Raw genomic sequence first — 16,476 nt, forward strand, 5'->3', positions numbered from 1 at the left:
CATCGACACAGTCCTATCCCATGCGCCAGAGCTTGCTGGGCCACCAGATCCGCGAACCCAGCGACATCGTCAGTGCGGGAACCACGATGGACCGCACCAGCAAGGTGTCGATGAGCACGCCGACGGCGACCAGTATCCCAATCTCGACGAGCATGACGAGCGGCAGCGTGGCGAGCACCGCGAACGTCGCCGCGAGCACGACGCCGGCCGAGGTGATCACGCCACCGGTCACCGCGAGGCCACGTTTCGTGCCCTCGACAGTGCCGTGCCGGGCGGCCTCCTCACGGACCCGGGTCATCAAGAAGATGTTGTAGTCGACCCCGAGTGCGACCAGGAAAAGGAACCCGATCAGGGGCACCGACGACTCCAACCCGGCGAAACCGAGCACGTGGTCGAACACCAGGTTGCACAGTCCGAGGGCTCCGAAGAACGACACCACGACGGTGGCGACCAGTACCAGCGGAGCCACGATCGCCCGCAGCAGCAGCCCGAGGATGGTGAGCACCACCAGCAGGATCAGCGGCATCACCAGATTGCGGTCGCTCTTGTTGGTCTCGGCCTCGTCAAGCTTCTCGGCACTCGGCCCACCGACCAGCGCGGCCTCGCCGGCGACCTCGCGTACGTGCTCCCGCAGCCGCTTGATCGTTGCCGTCTCACCCGCGCTTTCCGGCGAGTCGACCGGGAGCGCGGAGATCTCCACCCAGTCATCACTGGTCCGGCCGATCTCGGCTTCGGCAACCCCCGGTGTCGTTTTGACGGCGGCCAGGACCTCGCGGCTCTGGTCCGGCCGGCTCATCACGGTGAGCGGCTGACCGCTCTGGTCGGGGTAGCGCACCTCGATCAGCTTCGCCCCGGTCACCGACTCCGGCGTCGAACGGGCGAACTGGTCCAGCTGCGGAAGCGACCCGGTGGCTCCCACTGTGCCCAGCGCGAGACCGCCCAAGATGACCAGCGGCACCGCCCAGCTGACCACGCGGCGGCGCGCAACCAGCTCGCCGAGCCGAGCCCACCGAGAACCAGATGCGTGTGCCTCCACCCCGAGTCGCGGCACGAACGGCCAGAAGACCCGGCGCCCAAGCACCACCAGCAGGGCCGGGAAAAGCGTCAACATGACGAGCAGCGTGGACCCGATGCCAGCCGCACCCACCGGGCCGAGACCGCTGGTGCTGTTGAGATCCGCGGCCAGCAGGCACAACAAGCCGGCTACCACCGTCGCCGCCGAGGCGAGGATCGCCGGGCCGGCCCCACGCAGCGCCGCCAGCATCGCGTCGATCGGCCGCTCGTGGTTGTGCAGCTCCTCGCGGTAGCGAGACACGACCAGCAAGGCGTAGTCGGTGCCCGCGCCGAAGACCAGGACGATCAGCAACGCCGAGCTCATGCTCGTCACGGTGAAGTCGAAAATCTGGGTGAATGCGTAGACAACACCCATCGACATGATCGCCGCGACCCCGACCGCCGTGAGCGGGACCAGCCACAGCAGCGGACTGCGGTACGTCAGGATCAGCAGGATCGCCACCACTACGGCGGTAGCGAGCATCAACGTAGCGTCGACGGCATCGAAGACCTCGTCCATGTCGGCCCCTAGCGCGGTCGGACCGGTGACATAGGCATTCAGACCGTTCGGCCGGCCGGCGAGAAGGTCACGCGCCTCGGCGGTGGCACGAGCCTCCTCGTCGATCGCCTTCCGGTCGAGCGGCAGCGTGTACATCAGGGCTGTGCCGTCGGCGGAGTCGATGATCTGGGGCGGTGCGCCGGTGTCGCTGCCGAATCGCTTCGCCAGCTCGGCGTGACCGCGTACGACCGCCTCCCGGTCGCCTGGTCGAAGGCCGCCGGGTCGTTCGTACACGACCACGAGCAGACCGTTCTCACCGCCGGGCAGCCTGGCTTCGGCTTGGAGCACCTTGGTCGACTGGGCACTGGCAGGCAGGTAGTCGGCCTGTCCATCGCGAGTCACCGAGTCGAGCTTGCCGGCAAGCGAGAAGCCGCCGACCAGCAGCCCGATCCACACAGCCAGCATGAACCACGGCAGCACGCTCTTGCCCCGTGATCTTTTCGGTCGGGTATCGGCACCGGAGTGGCCGGGCGCCCGTAGCTGAGAAGTCATGGCAACCACGCTGTCAACCCGACAGGTCTGAAACGTCCGGCCACAGCAGACACTTCGCCGTACTCCGCACGGAGTACGGCCCCAGTTCAGAGAGCCGACAAGACCCACCGCGGTCGACGACGACACCCGACTCGGCGTAGCGAACGGTGGGGATTCGGACACGCCGACCCCGTTCCCGAGACACGTCCTGGATCCTCGCCGCCGATCATGCCATCGGGTGCGGGTGGCCTCTCTTCCATCCGAGCGGACAGCGCATCCATGGCGCGGTGCGTCAGTCGATCACCCGCAAACCCCGAACGCAAGCGCCGCGATCGATCCCGCCTCTGTCGGTCCAGCTCGGGATGCCGCGTTTTCCAGGTCAGTCATCGGCCCTCACCGGCGGCGGGACCTGCCGGGTCCGCTTCGAGCAGGCGTCATCCTGTGCACGATCGTATGCGCCGAGTGCACGCCATTGCTTCACAGCGCCGCGCGGCGCGCATCGGCGCCCTACGGTCGGTCTAGGTCATTCGGCACGGCGACGTCGGGCGTCCCGATGGGACGCAGACGAATGCTGGGGTGCGACGTTGAGTTCGTGGCGACGCGTCGGCGGCAGTCGCGCTGTTACTGATCACTACCGGGCGTCGGCTCCCTTCCTGTCGACGTGACGCATCCGCAGATCGATCGGAGCACGTGATGACACGAATACTGGTGACCGGCGCGGCCGGGTCAACAGGGCTGGCCACCGTCCAAGCCCTCCGCGGCAGCGACGTCGAGGTTCGCGCGCTGGTGCACAGACTTGATGCCCGCGCCGAGCGACTTCGTGAACTCGGCGCCGAAGTTGTGATCGGTGACCTGCTCAACTTCGACAGCGTGGTCTCAGCCATGGACGCTGTCGATGCGGCGTACTTTGTCTACCCGGTGCACCCGCGGTTGATCGACGCCACCGCCTACTTTGCGCAGGCGGCCTGGGAAGCAAGTGTGCGCGCCATCGTCAACATGTCGCAGCGTCCTGCCCGTCGCGAATCGAAGAGCCATGCGTCCTTCAACCACTGGATCGCCGAACGGATTTTCGACACCGCCGACGTACCGGTCACTCACCTGCGCCCGAGCTTGTTCGCCGACTGGTTGCTGTATGCCGGTCAGGTGGACCGCATCATCGACACGAGTGTGCTGGCTCTGCCGTTCGGCGAGTCAAGGTTCGCGCCCATCGCTGCTGAGGATCAAGGGAGGGTCATCGCCACCGTGCTCGCCGATCCGAGCCCCCACGCAGGGCAGGTCTACTACCTCAACGGACCGGAGGTCATGACAGGCAAGACCATCGCCGAGGCGGTCGGCGACGCTCTTGGACGGACGATCTCCTACTACCCGATACCGATCGCGGACTTCCAAGCCATCGTCACCGACATCCCTTACCTTTCGACGTTCTTTGCCCAACACATTGGTGCTGTCGCTGACGATCTGGCGAACGGTGTCTTCGAATCGACCAACACCACTGTGGAAGACATCACCGGTGTCGCTCCGATGAGCATTCGCGACTTCGTCCGGCTTCACCTCGACGAGTTCGCACCGCGCGGACCGGTCGGCGACGCGTCGTAGCCAGCTCGCCTGCCCGGTACTTCACGTCCCCAACGCCCTACCGAACCCGAAGGAACTCCGATGACATCAACCAGCAGAGCCCACCCGATCATCTTCATCCACGGGCTGTGGATCCACTCCAGCGCCTGGCAGCCTTGGCTGGAGTTGTTCGAGCACAACGGCTACAGGGCGTCGGCGCCGGGCTGGCCGGGCGATTCTCCCTCTGTTCAGGAGACTCGCGCCAATCCCGACGCGATGAATGACATCGGCATCGCTGACATCGTCGACCACTACGCACGCCTCATCGACCCTGCTGCCCCCCAGCCGATCGTCATCGGGCACTCCTTCGGCGGGCTGATCGGTCAGGAACTTCTGGCCGCTGGCCACGCCGCAGCTGCCGTCGCGATCGACTCGGCCGCCATCAAGGGCGCCAAAGCCCTCCCATTCGCGCAACTGAAGTCGGCCTTTCCCGTCCTGAGCAATCCGGCGAACCGTCACCGGGCCGTCGCGCTGACTGCCAAGCAGTTTCGCTACGCGTTCGGCAACACACTCACCGACGAGGAATCCGATGCCCTGCACGCCAACTGGTCGATTCCAGGTGCGGGACGCCCCCTGTTCGAAGAGGCCGGCGCCAACTTCTCCCGGCACTCTGCGGCGACAGTCGACACACACGTCGCTGACCGCGGGCCGCTGCTGCTGACCTCGGGTACCGAGGATCACGTCGTACCCCTCAAGGTCACACAGCAGGTGTTCGACCTCTATGCCAAGGGGCCGGCCGATACCGACTTCCACGTGTTCGACGGTCGCGGCCACTCGCTCACGATCGACAACGGATGGAGGGACGTCGCCGACGTCGCTCTGGATTGGCTCGACAGCAAACGGTTCTAGGCTGAGCCGCCCGCGGAAGTGTCGGGCGCGAACGACGGGGTGTTCCTTCGAGACCACGAGTCGAGATCCTGGAGAGGTTGTCCATCGGGTGTCTGCTTGCGGTGGACGAACCGAGCGGTGCAACGGATTGCGCCGGCGGCACACTTGGTCAAGTGCTGATCAGCCGGTAGGTGGTGCCGCTGCTACTGGGCATCCAGGCGTCGGGGAGTGCTGCGGCGAGGGTATGTTGAGCCCGCCATCCTGTGCAGTGTCCCGGCGCGATCAGTTGTGGTGCGAGCTCGGTCAGTGCGGCGACGGTGGGTGCGATGACGGGTTCGAACGCCGGGCCGCTCAGATGCAGCCCGCCGATCACCGCATGGACACGGTCAACACTGGTCAGTCGTTGCGCATGTCGCAGGATGTTGACCACCCCGGCGTGGCCGCATCCGGTGAGGACGACCAGCCCCTGGCCGCGCAGGTGTACGACCAGTGCCTGGTCATCGATGACCAAGGGGTCGTGCCGCCATTCTGCACCGGTCCAGGCTTGGTGCTGAGCCGGCATGCCGTGCTCGAAGTCCGTGGTGCGGTCGATCTCGCCGGTGATCAAAACGCTGCCGTTCAACAGGAGCGACGGTTGCCGTCGCTCGATGACATCGAATCCCTCTCCGGTCAGGGCTCGTCTGCTGAGCGTAGGCATCTCGTATCCGCCGTCCGGCGCCAGCAGTCTGCGCCGGGTCCAGACCTCGGGGTGGAGGACCATTGGCATCTTGTTACGGCCGAGTCTTCCGGCCAACCCGGCCAGGCCCCCGGCATGGTCGAAGTGACCATGACTGAGAACAACGCCGTGGATCGTGGTCAGGTCGATCTCCAGGCGATCGGCGTTGCTCACCATCGCCGTCGGTGAGAGGCCGGCGTCGAAGAGCAGCCTCGTTTCCCGCTCGCCACGACGAACCGTCACCAGCGCTGAGAATCCGTGCTCGGCCATGAGGCCGACCGAGGTGTGACCGGTCTCGAACTGGCCGGCCGGAGTATCTGCTGGGCCGAAACCGGTTCGGGTGGCCCTCTGGTCACTGGTCAGCAATGCGTCGAAGGCGTTGTCGACCAGGGTCGTGATGCGGATTTCGTCGACCGGCAGGAGGCTGATCGGGTCCACCGCCTCGCCCTCGACCGGCCGCGGCGCGGACTCGGCAGCGTCGCGCGGAGTCGCGTTCGTTGAGTCGCACATGGTTCCTGCTTTCGTAGTTGTGCGCGGTGCGGCGGTGGACCACAGTCGGTGCTCAGTGGCTGGGCGGGACGACCGTTTCGATCAGACCGGTAGCGACGTCGTAGACCAGGCCGGACACCAAGAATCCGCTGTCTCGGAGTGCCTTCTTGATGACCTCGACGTCCACTTGGACCGAGCCGAACGGGTCGCTGACCGATTTGGTGTCGAGGTCGTGGGCCGGGATCTCGAAGTACTCCGCCAGGAGAGCCGGGAATGGAGCGAGGTCCGTCATACCGCAATCGGTATGGTGCAGGACGACCAGATTCCACTCGCCGGGACGTCTGCCGGCCGCATTCGCCTCGCCGACCTTCGCGAGCATGGCCATGGTGCGCAGGGTCGCAGGGGTGATCCGGCCGCCGACGTTCCGGATCACCGCGGCCTCACCCAGTTCGATTCCCAGCACGTACGCCGGATCGACGCGCGGATCGACGCACCCCACGACCGTCAGATTGCCACTGGGGCTGAGGGTCATGCCAGGGGTGAACCGTTCGGCGGCAAACTCGGCATTGCGGACGGTCAGGTCGTGGCTATCGGTCATCGCTGGTTCCGGGTGGTCAGGGTTTCGATGGCGTCCATTGCGGTCTCCTTGAGTCAGGGGTAGTGGTTGAGGTGTTGAGGAAGGTACGTGTGCCGATCCTGGTTGGAGCCTCACAGTGAGACCCCGATGGCGGCATGGATCGATCTGACAGCGCCGGTGCCTTCACCGACCGCGGCGGCGACTCGTTTCATAGAGCCGACGCGGACGTCGCCGGCTGCGAAGACACCAGGGATGCTTGTCTCGAACGGCAACGGCGCGCGGCCGAGAATCGTCCAGACCTGTCCCAGTGCGTGCGGGTTCAGTTGCGCGTCGGTGCGGATGAAGCCGTCGGTGTCGACGGCGAGCCCGTTGAGCCAGGCAGTGGCTGGGTCAACGCCGATGAAACAGAACAGGCCGCGGCAGGGCAGTTCCATGCTGGTACTTGTCACGTGGTCTGTGAGATTGATGGACTCGAGGGTCGCTCGGCCTGCGAGGCCGCTGATCTCGGTCGACGTCCGCACAGTGATCTGGGGATCGGAGGCCACTCGGTCGACGAGGTAGGCCGACATGTCGGTGCTGATGTCATCGCCGCGAACGGCAAGGGTGACTGTGCAGCCGTGGGACGCCAGGTAGAGGGCGGCTTGCCCCGCTGAGTTGGCTCCGCCGACGACTGTCACCGGTCCGCCGGCGCAAGCCTGTACTTCGAGCTTGGTGGCGGCGTAGTAGATGCCGGCGCCTTCGAACTGTGCCCAGCGCGTGAGTGGCAGCGCTCGGTAGCGGGCGCCGGTGGCGATCAGCGCGGCCCGTGTGTCGATAGCGGTACTGTCGGCGAGGACGACTCGCAGGTAGGCCCCCGTGCAGTCGAGATCGATGACTTCGCAGGGACTGAAGAGTCGTGCTCCGAACTTCAGGGCCTGCAGGGTGGCCTTCTGGGCGAGTTCTTCGCCGCTGAGACCAGAGGGGAAGCCCAGGTAGTTTTCAATGCGTGAGCTGGAGGCGGCCTGGCCGCCGGGACCGACGGCGTCCAGCAGGACGGTGTCCAGGCCTTCGGAGGCGGCAGACACTGCGGCTGCCAGTCCGGCAGGGCCGGCGCCGATGATCGTCAGGTCGGCCGGTTCGGCGTTGGTCGCTTGATAGGACAGGCCCAGCAGCTGCGCGAGCCGGCCGGGCGTCGCGCGGCGGAGCACGTGGTCGGGCGTGACCACGGCGGGTAGATCCGCGTTGACAAGCGGAGTCGAGGTCATGATCGCGTGACCCGCGAGGCTGGCGGCGTCGAGCCAGAGGTGGGGCAGTCGTTGTCGAGCAGCGTAGGTGCGAAGGCTCAGCGCTTCGGCTGACCTGGTGGTGCCGATGATCTCGAGTCCACGGGCGGCGATCCCGCCACGGAGCACATCGCGGCGGGCCAGGAACGTTGTGAGCAGGATGTCGGAAACGCTGGGGTCGTCAGCCATCAGGCGCCGGAACTGGGACGGGGAGATGCGGTGGATCCGCCCAGATTCGACCACCCGGGCGATGAGATAGACGGTCTGGCCGGTGAGCAGGTTTAGCTCGCCGAGGAAACCACCGGGTCCGTAGGTGGCGATGACGGCCTCGGGTTCATCGCGGGTGGGCGGAGAGACGATCTCGATCCGGCCGGCGTCGATGACGATCAGGTCGTAGGCCAGGTCGCCTGGCCTGAACACTACGTCGCCGGCGCGGACGTCTTGGGCCACCCCATAAGCAGTCAGCCGGGCCAGTTGGCGCGCGGTGAGTCGCGGCGAGACGAATGATGCGGGTCCGGGGTCGGTCATCCTCTGCCTTCGGTCAGTGCGGAGCCCGGGCGGGGACGTGCCCGGGTGGGGCTTGCTCCCCGTCCGTTACGGCCGGGGAGCAAGCTGGGGATGTCAGCGGCAGGCAGTCACCGTGGCTGCGGTGACGACCAGACCGGTGACCACGGTCGGGCGGTACACCATCGACAGGTGCGGTGCTTTGATCTTGACCACGTGAGCATTGGCGCGATCGGCCATGAACTCCTGCTGCGCCGGCGGGATGACCTGGTCGGCCGTGCCGATCAGGTCCCATGACGGGATCGTCTTCCACGCCGGTACGCCGGTTACGATTTCGCCGAGAGCGCTGGCTGCCAGCGGATGCTGGGTAGCAGCAAGCCGAGTGGCCTTCGCCGCCGGGATTCCGCCCGCGAAGATCTGTGGGAACAATTCCTTCTTCACGTACAGGTCGTAGTCGGTGCCGTCGTTGATCGGCACGATGTCGAAGACTGTTCGCGGGTCGTCGACGGCCAGGGCCGACCCAGGCTTGGCCCACGTGAGCCCGTTGAGGGTGTCCCCCTGGTCGGGGATGTACGCGTCGACGTAGACGAGCGCCTTGACATTCTTGTTGCCTGCGGCAACCTTCGTGATCAGGATGCCGGCATAGGAGTGCCCCACCAGCACGATGGGTCCCGGAAGGGTAGCGAGGTGATCCGCGAGGTAGGCGGAATCGGACGCTACTCCGCGCAACGGGTTCGGTACGACGTCGACAGGGTAGCCCAAGGTTCGCAGTTGCGCGGTGACGGCCGACCAGCTTGCCTCGTTGGCCCACGCGCCGTGCACGAGGACGATGGTGGGCTTGACGCTGAGGTGCTGCGTCGAGGCCTCGGCGGTGACGCTCGAGGCGCTCGTCGCGGTCAGGACCAGGAGGCCTGCGGCCAGTGCACCGATCGATGCCCGGGTGAGATTTCTGATGCTGCGCATGATGTTCCTTCGGTGTGGTGTTATTTCAGGAAGTCGAGAAGGGCTGCGTTCACCTGGTTGGCGTGGGTCCAGATGATGGCGTGCGGGCCGCCTTCGATGACGATGTGCGACATGTCGTCGATCAATCCGGGGAGCCGGTTGCCGGTGAAGACGGGAGGCAGGATGCGATCCTGGTCGCCTTGCAGGACCAGGACGGGGACATCGAGCTTGGGGAGATCACCGCGGAAATCGGTCAGCCAGGTGTCGATGCAGGCCACCGCGGCGGTGGCTGATGCCGAGGTGGCGGTGTTCCAGCTGGCACGGAAACGTTCCTCACTGACCAGGTTGCCGCCGTACACGTCGTAGTTGTAGAACGCCTCGAGGAAGCCGGTCATGAAGGCCGGCCGGTCTGCCGTGGCCGCTGCCATGAACCCCTCGAAAAGGCTGTGGTCGAGGCCCTCGGAATTGTCGGCGGTCTTCAACAGGAATGGCGGCACTGGCGCAAGCAGCACAGCCTTGTTGACCCGGCCCGATCCGTACGTGCCGAGGTAGCGGGTGACCTCTCCGGTGCCCATCGAGAAGCCGGCCAGGGTGACATCTTGGAGGTCCAGCCTGCTGAGCAGGACGTCGAGGTCGGCGGCGAAGGTGTCGTAGTCGTACCCCACACTGGGCTGGCTGGATCGGCCGAATCCGCGACGGTCGTAGGCGATGACCCTGAAGCCGGCGTCCAGCAGCGCAGCCTCTTGCTTCTCCCAGGACCGCCCATCGAGCGGATACCCGTGGATCAGGACAACCGGCGCCCCCACACCATGGTCCTCGTAGTACAGATCGATGTCCCCTGAATTCTCTTTGCCCACCGTGATGTACGGCATGTTCGCTCTCCACTGACCTCGGGCGTCACGCGGGCCGAACAGCCCGGTAGTGAAGACGCTAAGTCGCGCGGCACGCCGCCGGCGCTTCCCGATCGACGTCGTGCACACCCTGCAGACGACCGTGCACGAAGTGCAGATCAGCGCAGTGGAGAACGGGATCGAGCGTTGCTATTGGTGTGCCAGGCTCCGCCATTCGCGCGGAGAGAGCCCGTACGCGGTACGGAAGACGCGGCCGAAATTGGACGGATCGGTGAACCCCCATCGCCTGGCGACCGCCGCGATGGTCAGCGATCGAAGCCCAGGACTCGCGAGGTCTTCGCGGCATCCCTCCAAGCGCCGCTCGCGGATCCAGTCACCCAGCGAGATGCCCCCAGTGGCGAGGACGTTGTAGAGGTGCCTTACCGAGACGTGGTGCTCGGCCGCGATCTGGGCGGCGCTCAGACCAGGATCGCCCAGCCGGGCACGCGCGTACTCGAGGACCCGTAGCTGGAGCGTCGCCTGCAGCGGTTCCGTCCCAAGGGCGGTGGCGTCCAGGTGGGTGGTGAGGAGTGCGCGGATCAACTCGATGCTCGGGTGGCTCACCGAGCCCGCGTCAGGATGGTCGTAGATGTCAGGGCGACTTGCGAGCCTGTGCAGATAGGCGCCGGCAAGGTCAGCGATCGGATGCCCTGGACAGAGCGTTATGCCACAGAGCTGCCTGATCGTGTCGTGCGGCAGCCCAAGCGCGGTGATCGGGATCCGGAAGAAGTGCTGGCGGATGCCTTCGGCGTCGGCCAGTGTGTACGGCACGGTCGAGTCGTAGATCACCAGCTCTTGCGGTTTCAGCACCGCTTCGCGGCTGCCCTGCACCACCAGACTGGAACCGGACAGCTGGAGGCCGAGGAAGATGCTCGGAGCCAACTCGTCCCGGGCCAAGGCAGGCGTCCGCTCCACAGCGACCGCGTTCGAACGGACCGAACACACGGTGAGCTGGCCCAGCTGGCTGATCGCCCCGTAGGCGGCAGCGGGTCCAGCCGCGGCGGGGAAGTCGATCTCGACCCGGACGATCGTGTTGGCGATTGTCTCGCGCACCGCCTCGGCCCGATCGGCCGGCGGCAGGCTTCGCGCGTCGAGTATGACCGTCATGCCGTTCACGTCCGATCCATCGGTCCACTTGTCAGGCTCACCAAACTACATTTATGGTTTGAAAATCAAACCACAATCGAAGGATGGTCCGATGCCGGCTCGAGTCACCCCGTATCTCAACTTCGGCGGCAACGCGCGCGAAGCGATGGAGTTCTACCAGTCGATCTTCGGCGGCGAACTGGAGATCCGAACATTCGGCGACCTACGCGCCGCGCAGGACTCCGGCCAGGAGAAGCTGGTTGCGCACGCGATGCTGAAGGGAGATACCGGCGTCATCCTGATGGGCTCGGACGTCCCGGGCCCCGAGTACAAAGCCGGTGGCTCCTTTTCGGTAGCGCTCGGAGGTGATGAGGCAGAGCTCACGGCGTACTGGGGCAGGCTTTCCGACGGCGGGGCGGTCACGGTGCCGTTCGCCAGATCCGCGTGGGGTGCTCTTCACGGACAGTGCGTCGACATGTTCGGGACATCCTGGCTGGTCAACGTGACGGCGCCCTCGATCTCCTGATCAGCCAACGACTACTTGCGGCTCCGCCTCGGCCGCCTTCTGCGTCACCTGGTGTGCGGCAGTCCGCTGGCGGAGCAGCACCAGACCGAGCCCCACCACGAACCAGATCGCCAGAACGACAAGCGATGAGCCTGCATGGGATCCGCCGAAGTATCCGAAGTCGTTGATCGCCCGGTAGGCCGCGCCAGGTGGCAGCTTCGCGGAGATCGCCTGAGCCCAGCCGGGCAGGAGGTCGATTCCGAGGGTCGCACCGCTGGTCGCGTTGCCGATGGTTGTCAGGACGAGGACGGCCAGCCCGATTCCCGCCGGTCCCAGCCACGCTCCGAGGGCCTTCGTGGCAAACGCGCTGGCGGCCGACAAGAGTATGAGAGACAGAGCCAGCCGCGGGAACGACGGCGTCAGCGAACCGTACACAGGGCCGGTGATGACGGCGGCGGTCACACCGATGGCAACGGCGAAGCCGGCCATCGCGTAGAGCCGGTGGCGCAGGCGCACCGTCGCGACCGCGCCGGTTAGGCCCTGGGCGAGGACGAACGAGGCCAGCGTCACACCGAAGACGACATAGAAAGCCGACAGTCCGCGGGAGTCGTACTTGACCAACGGAACCAGGTCCGTCTCCGCTACGGTGAATCCGCCCTTATGGGCCAGACCGGCCACCAACTGCCGCGCCGCCCCGCTTTCGCTGAACCCGCTCGCGCCGGCGTAGTCGAACTGCAAGGTGGTCGGGGCGGTGAGGCCCACCACGGCGACCGCGTCGCCGTTGCGCACCAAGGCCGCACCTTCATCGAGGGTGGCGACCTGCTGGATGTCCACCGAGTCACCCAGACCTGCTTGCGCCGCGCTTGCCAATTGCCCTCCAACCGCGGCCAGGGGCAGGTGATCCGGTACGGGAGCTCGCTGAAGCCCGACGTACACAGCGATGAACGCGGAGCCGATGATCAGCCCGGTGACAACGAGCTGGATCCAGGCTCTGTGGTGGGTGCCCACAGGGGCCGGCTTGCCTGAGCCAGGCACGGACGATGACGACATGACACTTCCTCGACTAAGATGGTTTGAATGTCAAACGAAATGAAGCCTACAGTTGCTGGTTTGAAAAACAAACCAGACCGTGACTCCCTGGCGGTCGCGTTGGACGCGATCAACGACCGCTGGTCCCTGCACATAGTTCGCGCCGTCGCTTTCGGCGCATCGCGCTACACCGACATCCTGCGGGCCGTCGGTGCCCCCAGAGATGTCCTGGCATCGAGGCTTCGGAAGCTCACCGAATCTGGGATCCTGCAGCCTCACGCGCCTGAAAGAGGCCGAATGGGCGGGTATGAACTCACTCAGAAGGGTCGAGACCTGGGTCAAGTCATCCTTGTGCTCAAGCGCTGGGGGGACATCCACGGCGAGGAGGGTGTGCCGACCGTCGATTTCATTCATGACGTCTGCGGCGAGGTCTTCGTCGCAGAAGTCTGCTGCCAGGCATGCGGCCAGCCGATCCAGTCGGGCGAGTTCTCCGTCGATCACGCAACCGCTGGATGCTGACGAACGGTTGGCTGCGTCAGATCTCAGCGATCGCGGCTGCGGTCGCCGCGGGCTGGTCCCACTGAGGCCAGTGGGCCGCATCCGGAACCCCTCGGACCAACGCCATTGGGAAGAGCGAGTGGAGATGCTGGGCGACGCCGCCGTTCAGGTAGGGGTCATGCTCGCCGAATGCGATCGTCACCGGGACGTCGAGCTGGGAAAGTCGGCCGCTCGCCACCTGAGTGTTCTGCTCGAGAATCCCGGGGAACAGGTCCGCGGTCCACGCCCGGATCGCGGGGATGGAGCTCGCCTGATTCTGATCGCCGTAGAACTGAGGAAGGATGGCCAAAGCTCCGATCCCGTCGGGATCCGGCGGGCCCGGATTAAGCATCCTGTCGGTGTACGACAGCATCCAGCCAAGAATGTCGGGATCGGCCAGGACCTCGTCAACAAGCCGGCTCAGATGAGCATCCGCCAGAAACCGAATGAATTCGGGAAACTCCAGGGTGGGAGAATCACCGAAAAAAGTGTTCAACAGCACCATTCCACCGACTCGGTCCGGGTGGGCCAGCGCGTATCTGATCGCGACGGGCCCGCCGATGTCGTGCCCCACCAGGATGGGCTTCTCGAGTCCGAGAGCATCAACGACAGCAGCCAGCTCTCCCTCACGCTGCCCGGACGCCAGGGGCCAGACCGCGTCCCGTCCTGATCGGCCGTGACCGAGGAAGTCGAACGTCACGAGGTGCCGGGAGGCGAGTTCGGGGACGAGTCGGTTGTAGATGCGCGAGTCGTCCGGGAACCCGTGCGTCATCACAACTGCGGGACCGTCGCCAGGGTACTCATTGACGTGAACAAAGCCCTTGATGGTCATTACCTGATGTTCGATCGCAGTGGGCAATTCGGATTTCTTCATGTGCTCGTCCCTTGGCGATTGGCTGTCACCAGAAAGACGTTAGGCCACGGACCCGACCGAGCATCCGGCACGAGGAAGCCTCTGCACGTGTCGTAGACAAGGGTGCACGCACTGCAGACCTCTCGAGACTGCGGTTGACTCGGGACGCTACGAGCGGGACGGGTTCTGGCCGCGGAGTTCGGCCAGGCCGGCCGGATCCTGGTGCGCCATGATTCGCCACTCGCGAGGCGACAGGCCATAGGCAGCGCGGAAGCTGCGCCCGAAACTCGACGGGTCGGTGAATCCCCACCGTTTCGCGATCGCGCCGATGGGCGTGGTGAACAGCCCCGCCCGGGCGAGGTCGTCGCGACAACCCTCCAGCCGCTGCTCGCGGATCCAGCCACCCAGCGAGATCCCGCCTTCGGCGAGGACGTTGTAGAGATGCCGCACCGAGATGTGGTGCTCGACCGCGATCTGAGCCGCGGTCAGGTCAGGGTCTCGCAGGTTCGCCCGGACGTACTCCAGGATGCGCAAGCGCAAACTGGCGTGCATCGCGTCGCCCTGCGGTGCGGCGAGGTCGAGGTGGGTGGTGATGAGCGCCCGGACGAGCTCGATACTCGGTTGGCTGATCGCCTGTGCACCCGGCTGGCTGATCAGATCGGGCCGAGCCGCCATTCTCCGGAAGTAGGCAGCCGCCAGGTCGGCCACCGGGTGTCCGGGGCTCAGTTTCACCGCTGAGATCATTCGGAGGACGTCGCCAGGCAACCCGAGGCTGGCGGTCGGTATCCGGATCTGGACCTGCTGGATGCCATCGGCATCGACCAGCGTGTAAGGCGCAGCGGACTCGTACAGGACGAGGTCACCGGGGCGCAGAACAGCCTCGCGCTCGTTCTGCACCACCAAGCTGCTGCCTGACACCTGCAAACCGAGAAAGACACTGGGCTCCATCGCATCGCGAGCAAGCCGCTCAGTGCGTTCGGCCTTCGTCGCGTTCGATTTGATCGAGCAAACCCGAAGGCTGCCGACATCGCTGATGGCTCCCCGCACTACGGGACCTTCGTGTGCCGGGAAGTCGATCTCGACCGGGACGATGCTCGCGCTGATGATCTCGCGTACGGCCGTATCACGGTCAACAGCCGGGATCTGCCCGGAATCGAAACGGATGGTCATGGCGCCCACTTCGGATCATCCCCAGCGCGGAACTCAGGAAATCCGACGATACCCGACACGATTCCCCACGCCTTGACCGAGGCGTGAGCATCGTCGTGCGGCCGGGCTGACGTAGGCAGTCACGAAGGTCGGTCGGGGAGGGAGTCGCCTCGATTCATGGACCCACCGCACCATCTTGTCCTGGCTCGAGCCGGACGATCCGATCACGATCGACGTCCGTTGCGTCGTAACCGCCAGACGGTAGTGGCGCGCCTCGGATCTAGTTGCTCGGATTGCGGCGGCGGCCAACCCGCACCGGAGGCGTGCGAGGCAGCCAGCAGATTCGACGACCGCATAGAAAAGAGGCCTGCCGCGACCGGACCTGCGCGGCTGCCCGCTGGAGTGCACGGCGGGTGCACATCGAGAGGAAGGCGGATCGACCCTGGCCTTGGCCGGCCTGTTCGAGGTGTAGAAGGACGAGTCGAAAGCAGAAACGATCCCGAGCGTCTGAATCAGACGTACACAATCATCATCTCCACCACCGCGACGGAAGCAGTCGGCCGGATCCACGGCCGGATGCCCATGGCGATCGCCGCGGCCGACTGAGCCGACTGGCTGGATCTGCGCAACCACGACGTCGATGCCGTGCCGGTGCTGATGGCGCCGCCGTTGGACGGCAGCCTAGAAATGTACGCAGTCAACAACGTCCGCAACAGTCCCGGACTGCTGCAGCCGCTCTCCGAGCTGACCCCGAAGGCACGCGGGCCTGTCCTGAGCTAAGCCGCGTGGGGTGCCTATGAGGCGGTCCAAAGACCCCGCTCTCGTGCAGCTGGATGGCGATCGCGGCGACGCCGCCGGTGCCAGTTCCGGCGGTCAGAACGAGCTTCAAGACTCGGTAGGCCGAGTCTCACCGGGGTACGTCGTGAACGAAGATCGCGATGCAGGTAGCCAGCGTGCTCAACAGCAGGATGAACGCCGCGTAGGCGACCAAGATGATGGCAATCATGTTGTTGTCCGGCGGCAGTCCCGCATCTCGACGACGATGGATGACTACATCGGACGAAGACCCGCAATCCGGAGGCGGCCAAGCACCTTGGCGAGACGATGAGAGCCATCCATGAGCAAGCTCGACGGGTGCCGCCAGGTCCCGACACCCTCGGGGACATGCCCCGATCGGAATAACTGCTGCTCAGAGAGCCGACGAGGGGACTCGAACCCCTAACCACCGCTTTACAAGGCCACGCTTGTCAAGATTTCGCGCCGATTGCCGAACATGCTCGTGACCTGCGCAAGTACCTGGAACCGCTTGCCGCTGCATCGCCTTGATTATCAACATTCGCCAGTCAATCAGGTGAGTAAAACGATGAGTGATCCTGCTTGATCACCGGGGCACTGTGTCGCACTGTGCGGCCT

Annotated in this window: 15 protein-coding genes; 4 read left to right on the forward strand and 11 right to left on the reverse strand. The window is 65.5% G+C overall.

Translation table 11 applies throughout. The features are described from left to right. Positions 1–13: 13 nt before the first annotated feature. Positions 14–2,104 carry an MMPL family transporter gene (locus ABD768_RS28950; protein ID WP_344845844.1) on the reverse strand — a complete coding sequence of 697 codons (2,091 nt, stop codon included), beginning with the start codon at positions 2,102–2,104 and terminating at the stop codon, positions 14–16. 687 nt (positions 2,105–2,791) lie between these two features. Between ABD768_RS28950 and ABD768_RS28955 the strand changes: the two genes are divergently transcribed. Both ABD768_RS28955 and ABD768_RS28960 read left to right on the forward strand, forming a co-directional pair. Beyond that, positions 2,792–3,679: an NmrA family NAD(P)-binding protein gene (locus ABD768_RS28955; protein ID WP_344845846.1), complete on the forward strand. Its 888-nt coding sequence runs from the start codon at positions 2,792–2,794 to the stop codon at positions 3,677–3,679. A gap of 60 nt (positions 3,680–3,739) precedes the next feature. Next, positions 3,740–4,546 carry an alpha/beta hydrolase gene (locus ABD768_RS28960; RefSeq protein WP_344845848.1) on the forward strand — a complete coding sequence of 269 codons (807 nt, stop codon included), beginning with the start codon at positions 3,740–3,742 and terminating at the stop codon, positions 4,544–4,546. 148 nt (positions 4,547–4,694) lie between these two features. On the opposite strand, the gene ABD768_RS28965 is transcribed toward ABD768_RS28960, so the two are convergent. From ABD768_RS28965 to ABD768_RS28990, 6 genes are all read right to left on the reverse strand, one after another. Beyond that, positions 4,695–5,750, reverse strand: a complete 1,056-nt coding sequence (locus ABD768_RS28965; RefSeq protein WP_344845850.1) for an MBL fold metallo-hydrolase — start codon at positions 5,748–5,750, stop codon at positions 4,695–4,697. A gap of 52 nt (positions 5,751–5,802) precedes the next feature. Beyond that, the gene (locus tag ABD768_RS28970) at positions 5,803–6,327 is read right to left on the reverse strand and encodes a carbonic anhydrase (protein WP_344845853.1); all 525 of its coding nucleotides are present in this window, start codon (positions 6,325–6,327) and stop codon (positions 5,803–5,805) included. A gap of 110 nt (positions 6,328–6,437) precedes the next feature. Beyond that, positions 6,438–8,096 carry an FAD-dependent oxidoreductase gene (locus tag ABD768_RS28975; RefSeq protein WP_344845855.1) on the reverse strand — a complete coding sequence of 553 codons (1,659 nt, stop codon included), beginning with the start codon at positions 8,094–8,096 and terminating at the stop codon, positions 6,438–6,440. A gap of 93 nt (positions 8,097–8,189) precedes the next feature. Then, complete coding sequence (locus ABD768_RS28980) at positions 8,190–9,035, reverse strand: alpha/beta hydrolase (protein WP_344845857.1); 846 nt, start codon at positions 9,033–9,035, stop codon at positions 8,190–8,192. Positions 9,036–9,055: 20 nt separating this feature from the next. After that, on the reverse strand, positions 9,056–9,886 hold the full coding sequence (locus ABD768_RS28985) for an alpha/beta fold hydrolase (RefSeq protein WP_344845860.1): 831 nt from the start codon (positions 9,884–9,886) through the stop codon (positions 9,056–9,058). A 168-nt stretch (positions 9,887–10,054) separates the two neighbouring features. Next, complete coding sequence (locus ABD768_RS28990; protein ID WP_344845862.1) at positions 10,055–11,011, reverse strand: helix-turn-helix domain-containing protein; 957 nt, start codon at positions 11,009–11,011, stop codon at positions 10,055–10,057. 91 nt (positions 11,012–11,102) lie between these two features. Between ABD768_RS28990 and ABD768_RS28995 the strand changes: the two genes are divergently transcribed. Further along, on the forward strand, positions 11,103–11,516 hold the full coding sequence (locus ABD768_RS28995) for a VOC family protein (protein ID WP_344845864.1): 414 nt from the start codon (positions 11,103–11,105) through the stop codon (positions 11,514–11,516). Here the strand turns inward: ABD768_RS28995 and ABD768_RS29000 are convergent, their stop codons facing one another. Continuing rightward, positions 11,517–12,545: a hypothetical protein gene (locus ABD768_RS29000; RefSeq protein ID WP_344845866.1), complete on the reverse strand. Its 1,029-nt coding sequence runs from the start codon at positions 12,543–12,545 to the stop codon at positions 11,517–11,519. Positions 12,546–12,572: 27 nt separating this feature from the next. Here ABD768_RS29000 and ABD768_RS29005 point away from each other — a divergent pair, with 27 nt between their 5' ends. Further along, a complete protein-coding gene (locus tag ABD768_RS29005; protein ID WP_344845869.1) occupies positions 12,573–13,043 on the forward strand; it encodes a winged helix-turn-helix transcriptional regulator in 471 nt (156 codons plus the stop codon). A 16-nt stretch (positions 13,044–13,059) separates the two neighbouring features. Here the strand turns inward: ABD768_RS29005 and ABD768_RS29010 are convergent, their stop codons facing one another. From ABD768_RS29010 to ABD768_RS29020, 3 genes are all read right to left on the reverse strand, one after another. Beyond that, positions 13,060–13,935: an alpha/beta fold hydrolase gene (locus ABD768_RS29010; protein ID WP_344845871.1), complete on the reverse strand. Its 876-nt coding sequence runs from the start codon at positions 13,933–13,935 to the stop codon at positions 13,060–13,062. A 147-nt stretch (positions 13,936–14,082) separates the two neighbouring features. Further along, on the reverse strand, positions 14,083–15,084 hold the full coding sequence (locus ABD768_RS29015) for a helix-turn-helix domain-containing protein (protein ID WP_344845874.1): 1,002 nt from the start codon (positions 15,082–15,084) through the stop codon (positions 14,083–14,085). A gap of 491 nt (positions 15,085–15,575) precedes the next feature. Next, complete coding sequence (locus ABD768_RS29020) at positions 15,576–15,764, reverse strand: hypothetical protein (RefSeq protein ID WP_344845877.1); 189 nt, start codon at positions 15,762–15,764, stop codon at positions 15,576–15,578. Between the last annotated feature and the right edge of the window lie 712 nt (positions 15,765–16,476).

Source organism: Kribbella ginsengisoli (assembly GCF_039537185.1).
Lineage (GTDB): Bacteria > Actinomycetota > Actinomycetes > Propionibacteriales > Kribbellaceae > Kribbella > Kribbella koreensis.

Excerpts from the sequence above, each read along its gene's own strand:
- ABD768_RS28975 (WP_344845855.1), bottom strand. The coding sequence starts at position 8,096 with ATGACCGACCCCGGACCCGCATCATTCGTCTCGCCGCGACTCACCGCG.
- ABD768_RS28990 (WP_344845862.1), bottom strand. The coding sequence starts at position 11,011 with ATGACGGTCATACTCGACGCGCGAAGCCTGCCGCCGGCCGATCGGGCC.
- ABD768_RS28995 (WP_344845864.1), top strand. The coding sequence starts at position 11,103 with ATGCCGGCTCGAGTCACCCCGTATCTCAACTTCGGCGGCAACGCGCGC.
- ABD768_RS28950 (WP_344845844.1), bottom strand. The coding sequence starts at position 2,104 with ATGACTTCTCAGCTACGGGCGCCCGGCCACTCCGGTGCCGATACCCGA.
- ABD768_RS28960 (WP_344845848.1), top strand. The coding sequence starts at position 3,740 with ATGACATCAACCAGCAGAGCCCACCCGATCATCTTCATCCACGGGCTG.
- ABD768_RS28970 (WP_344845853.1), bottom strand. The coding sequence starts at position 6,327 with ATGACCGATAGCCACGACCTGACCGTCCGCAATGCCGAGTTTGCCGCC.
- ABD768_RS29010 (WP_344845871.1), bottom strand. The coding sequence starts at position 13,935 with ATGAAGAAATCCGAATTGCCCACTGCGATCGAACATCAGGTAATGACC.
- ABD768_RS28980 (WP_344845857.1), bottom strand. The coding sequence starts at position 9,035 with ATGCGCAGCATCAGAAATCTCACCCGGGCATCGATCGGTGCACTGGCC.
- ABD768_RS28965 (WP_344845850.1), bottom strand. The coding sequence starts at position 5,750 with ATGTGCGACTCAACGAACGCGACTCCGCGCGACGCTGCCGAGTCCGCG.
- ABD768_RS28985 (WP_344845860.1), bottom strand. The coding sequence starts at position 9,886 with ATGCCGTACATCACGGTGGGCAAAGAGAATTCAGGGGACATCGATCTG.
- ABD768_RS29000 (WP_344845866.1), bottom strand. The coding sequence starts at position 12,545 with ATGTCGTCATCGTCCGTGCCTGGCTCAGGCAAGCCGGCCCCTGTGGGC.
- ABD768_RS29015 (WP_344845874.1), bottom strand. The coding sequence starts at position 15,084 with ATGACCATCCGTTTCGATTCCGGGCAGATCCCGGCTGTTGACCGTGAT.
- ABD768_RS29005 (WP_344845869.1), top strand. The coding sequence starts at position 12,573 with ATGTCAAACGAAATGAAGCCTACAGTTGCTGGTTTGAAAAACAAACCA.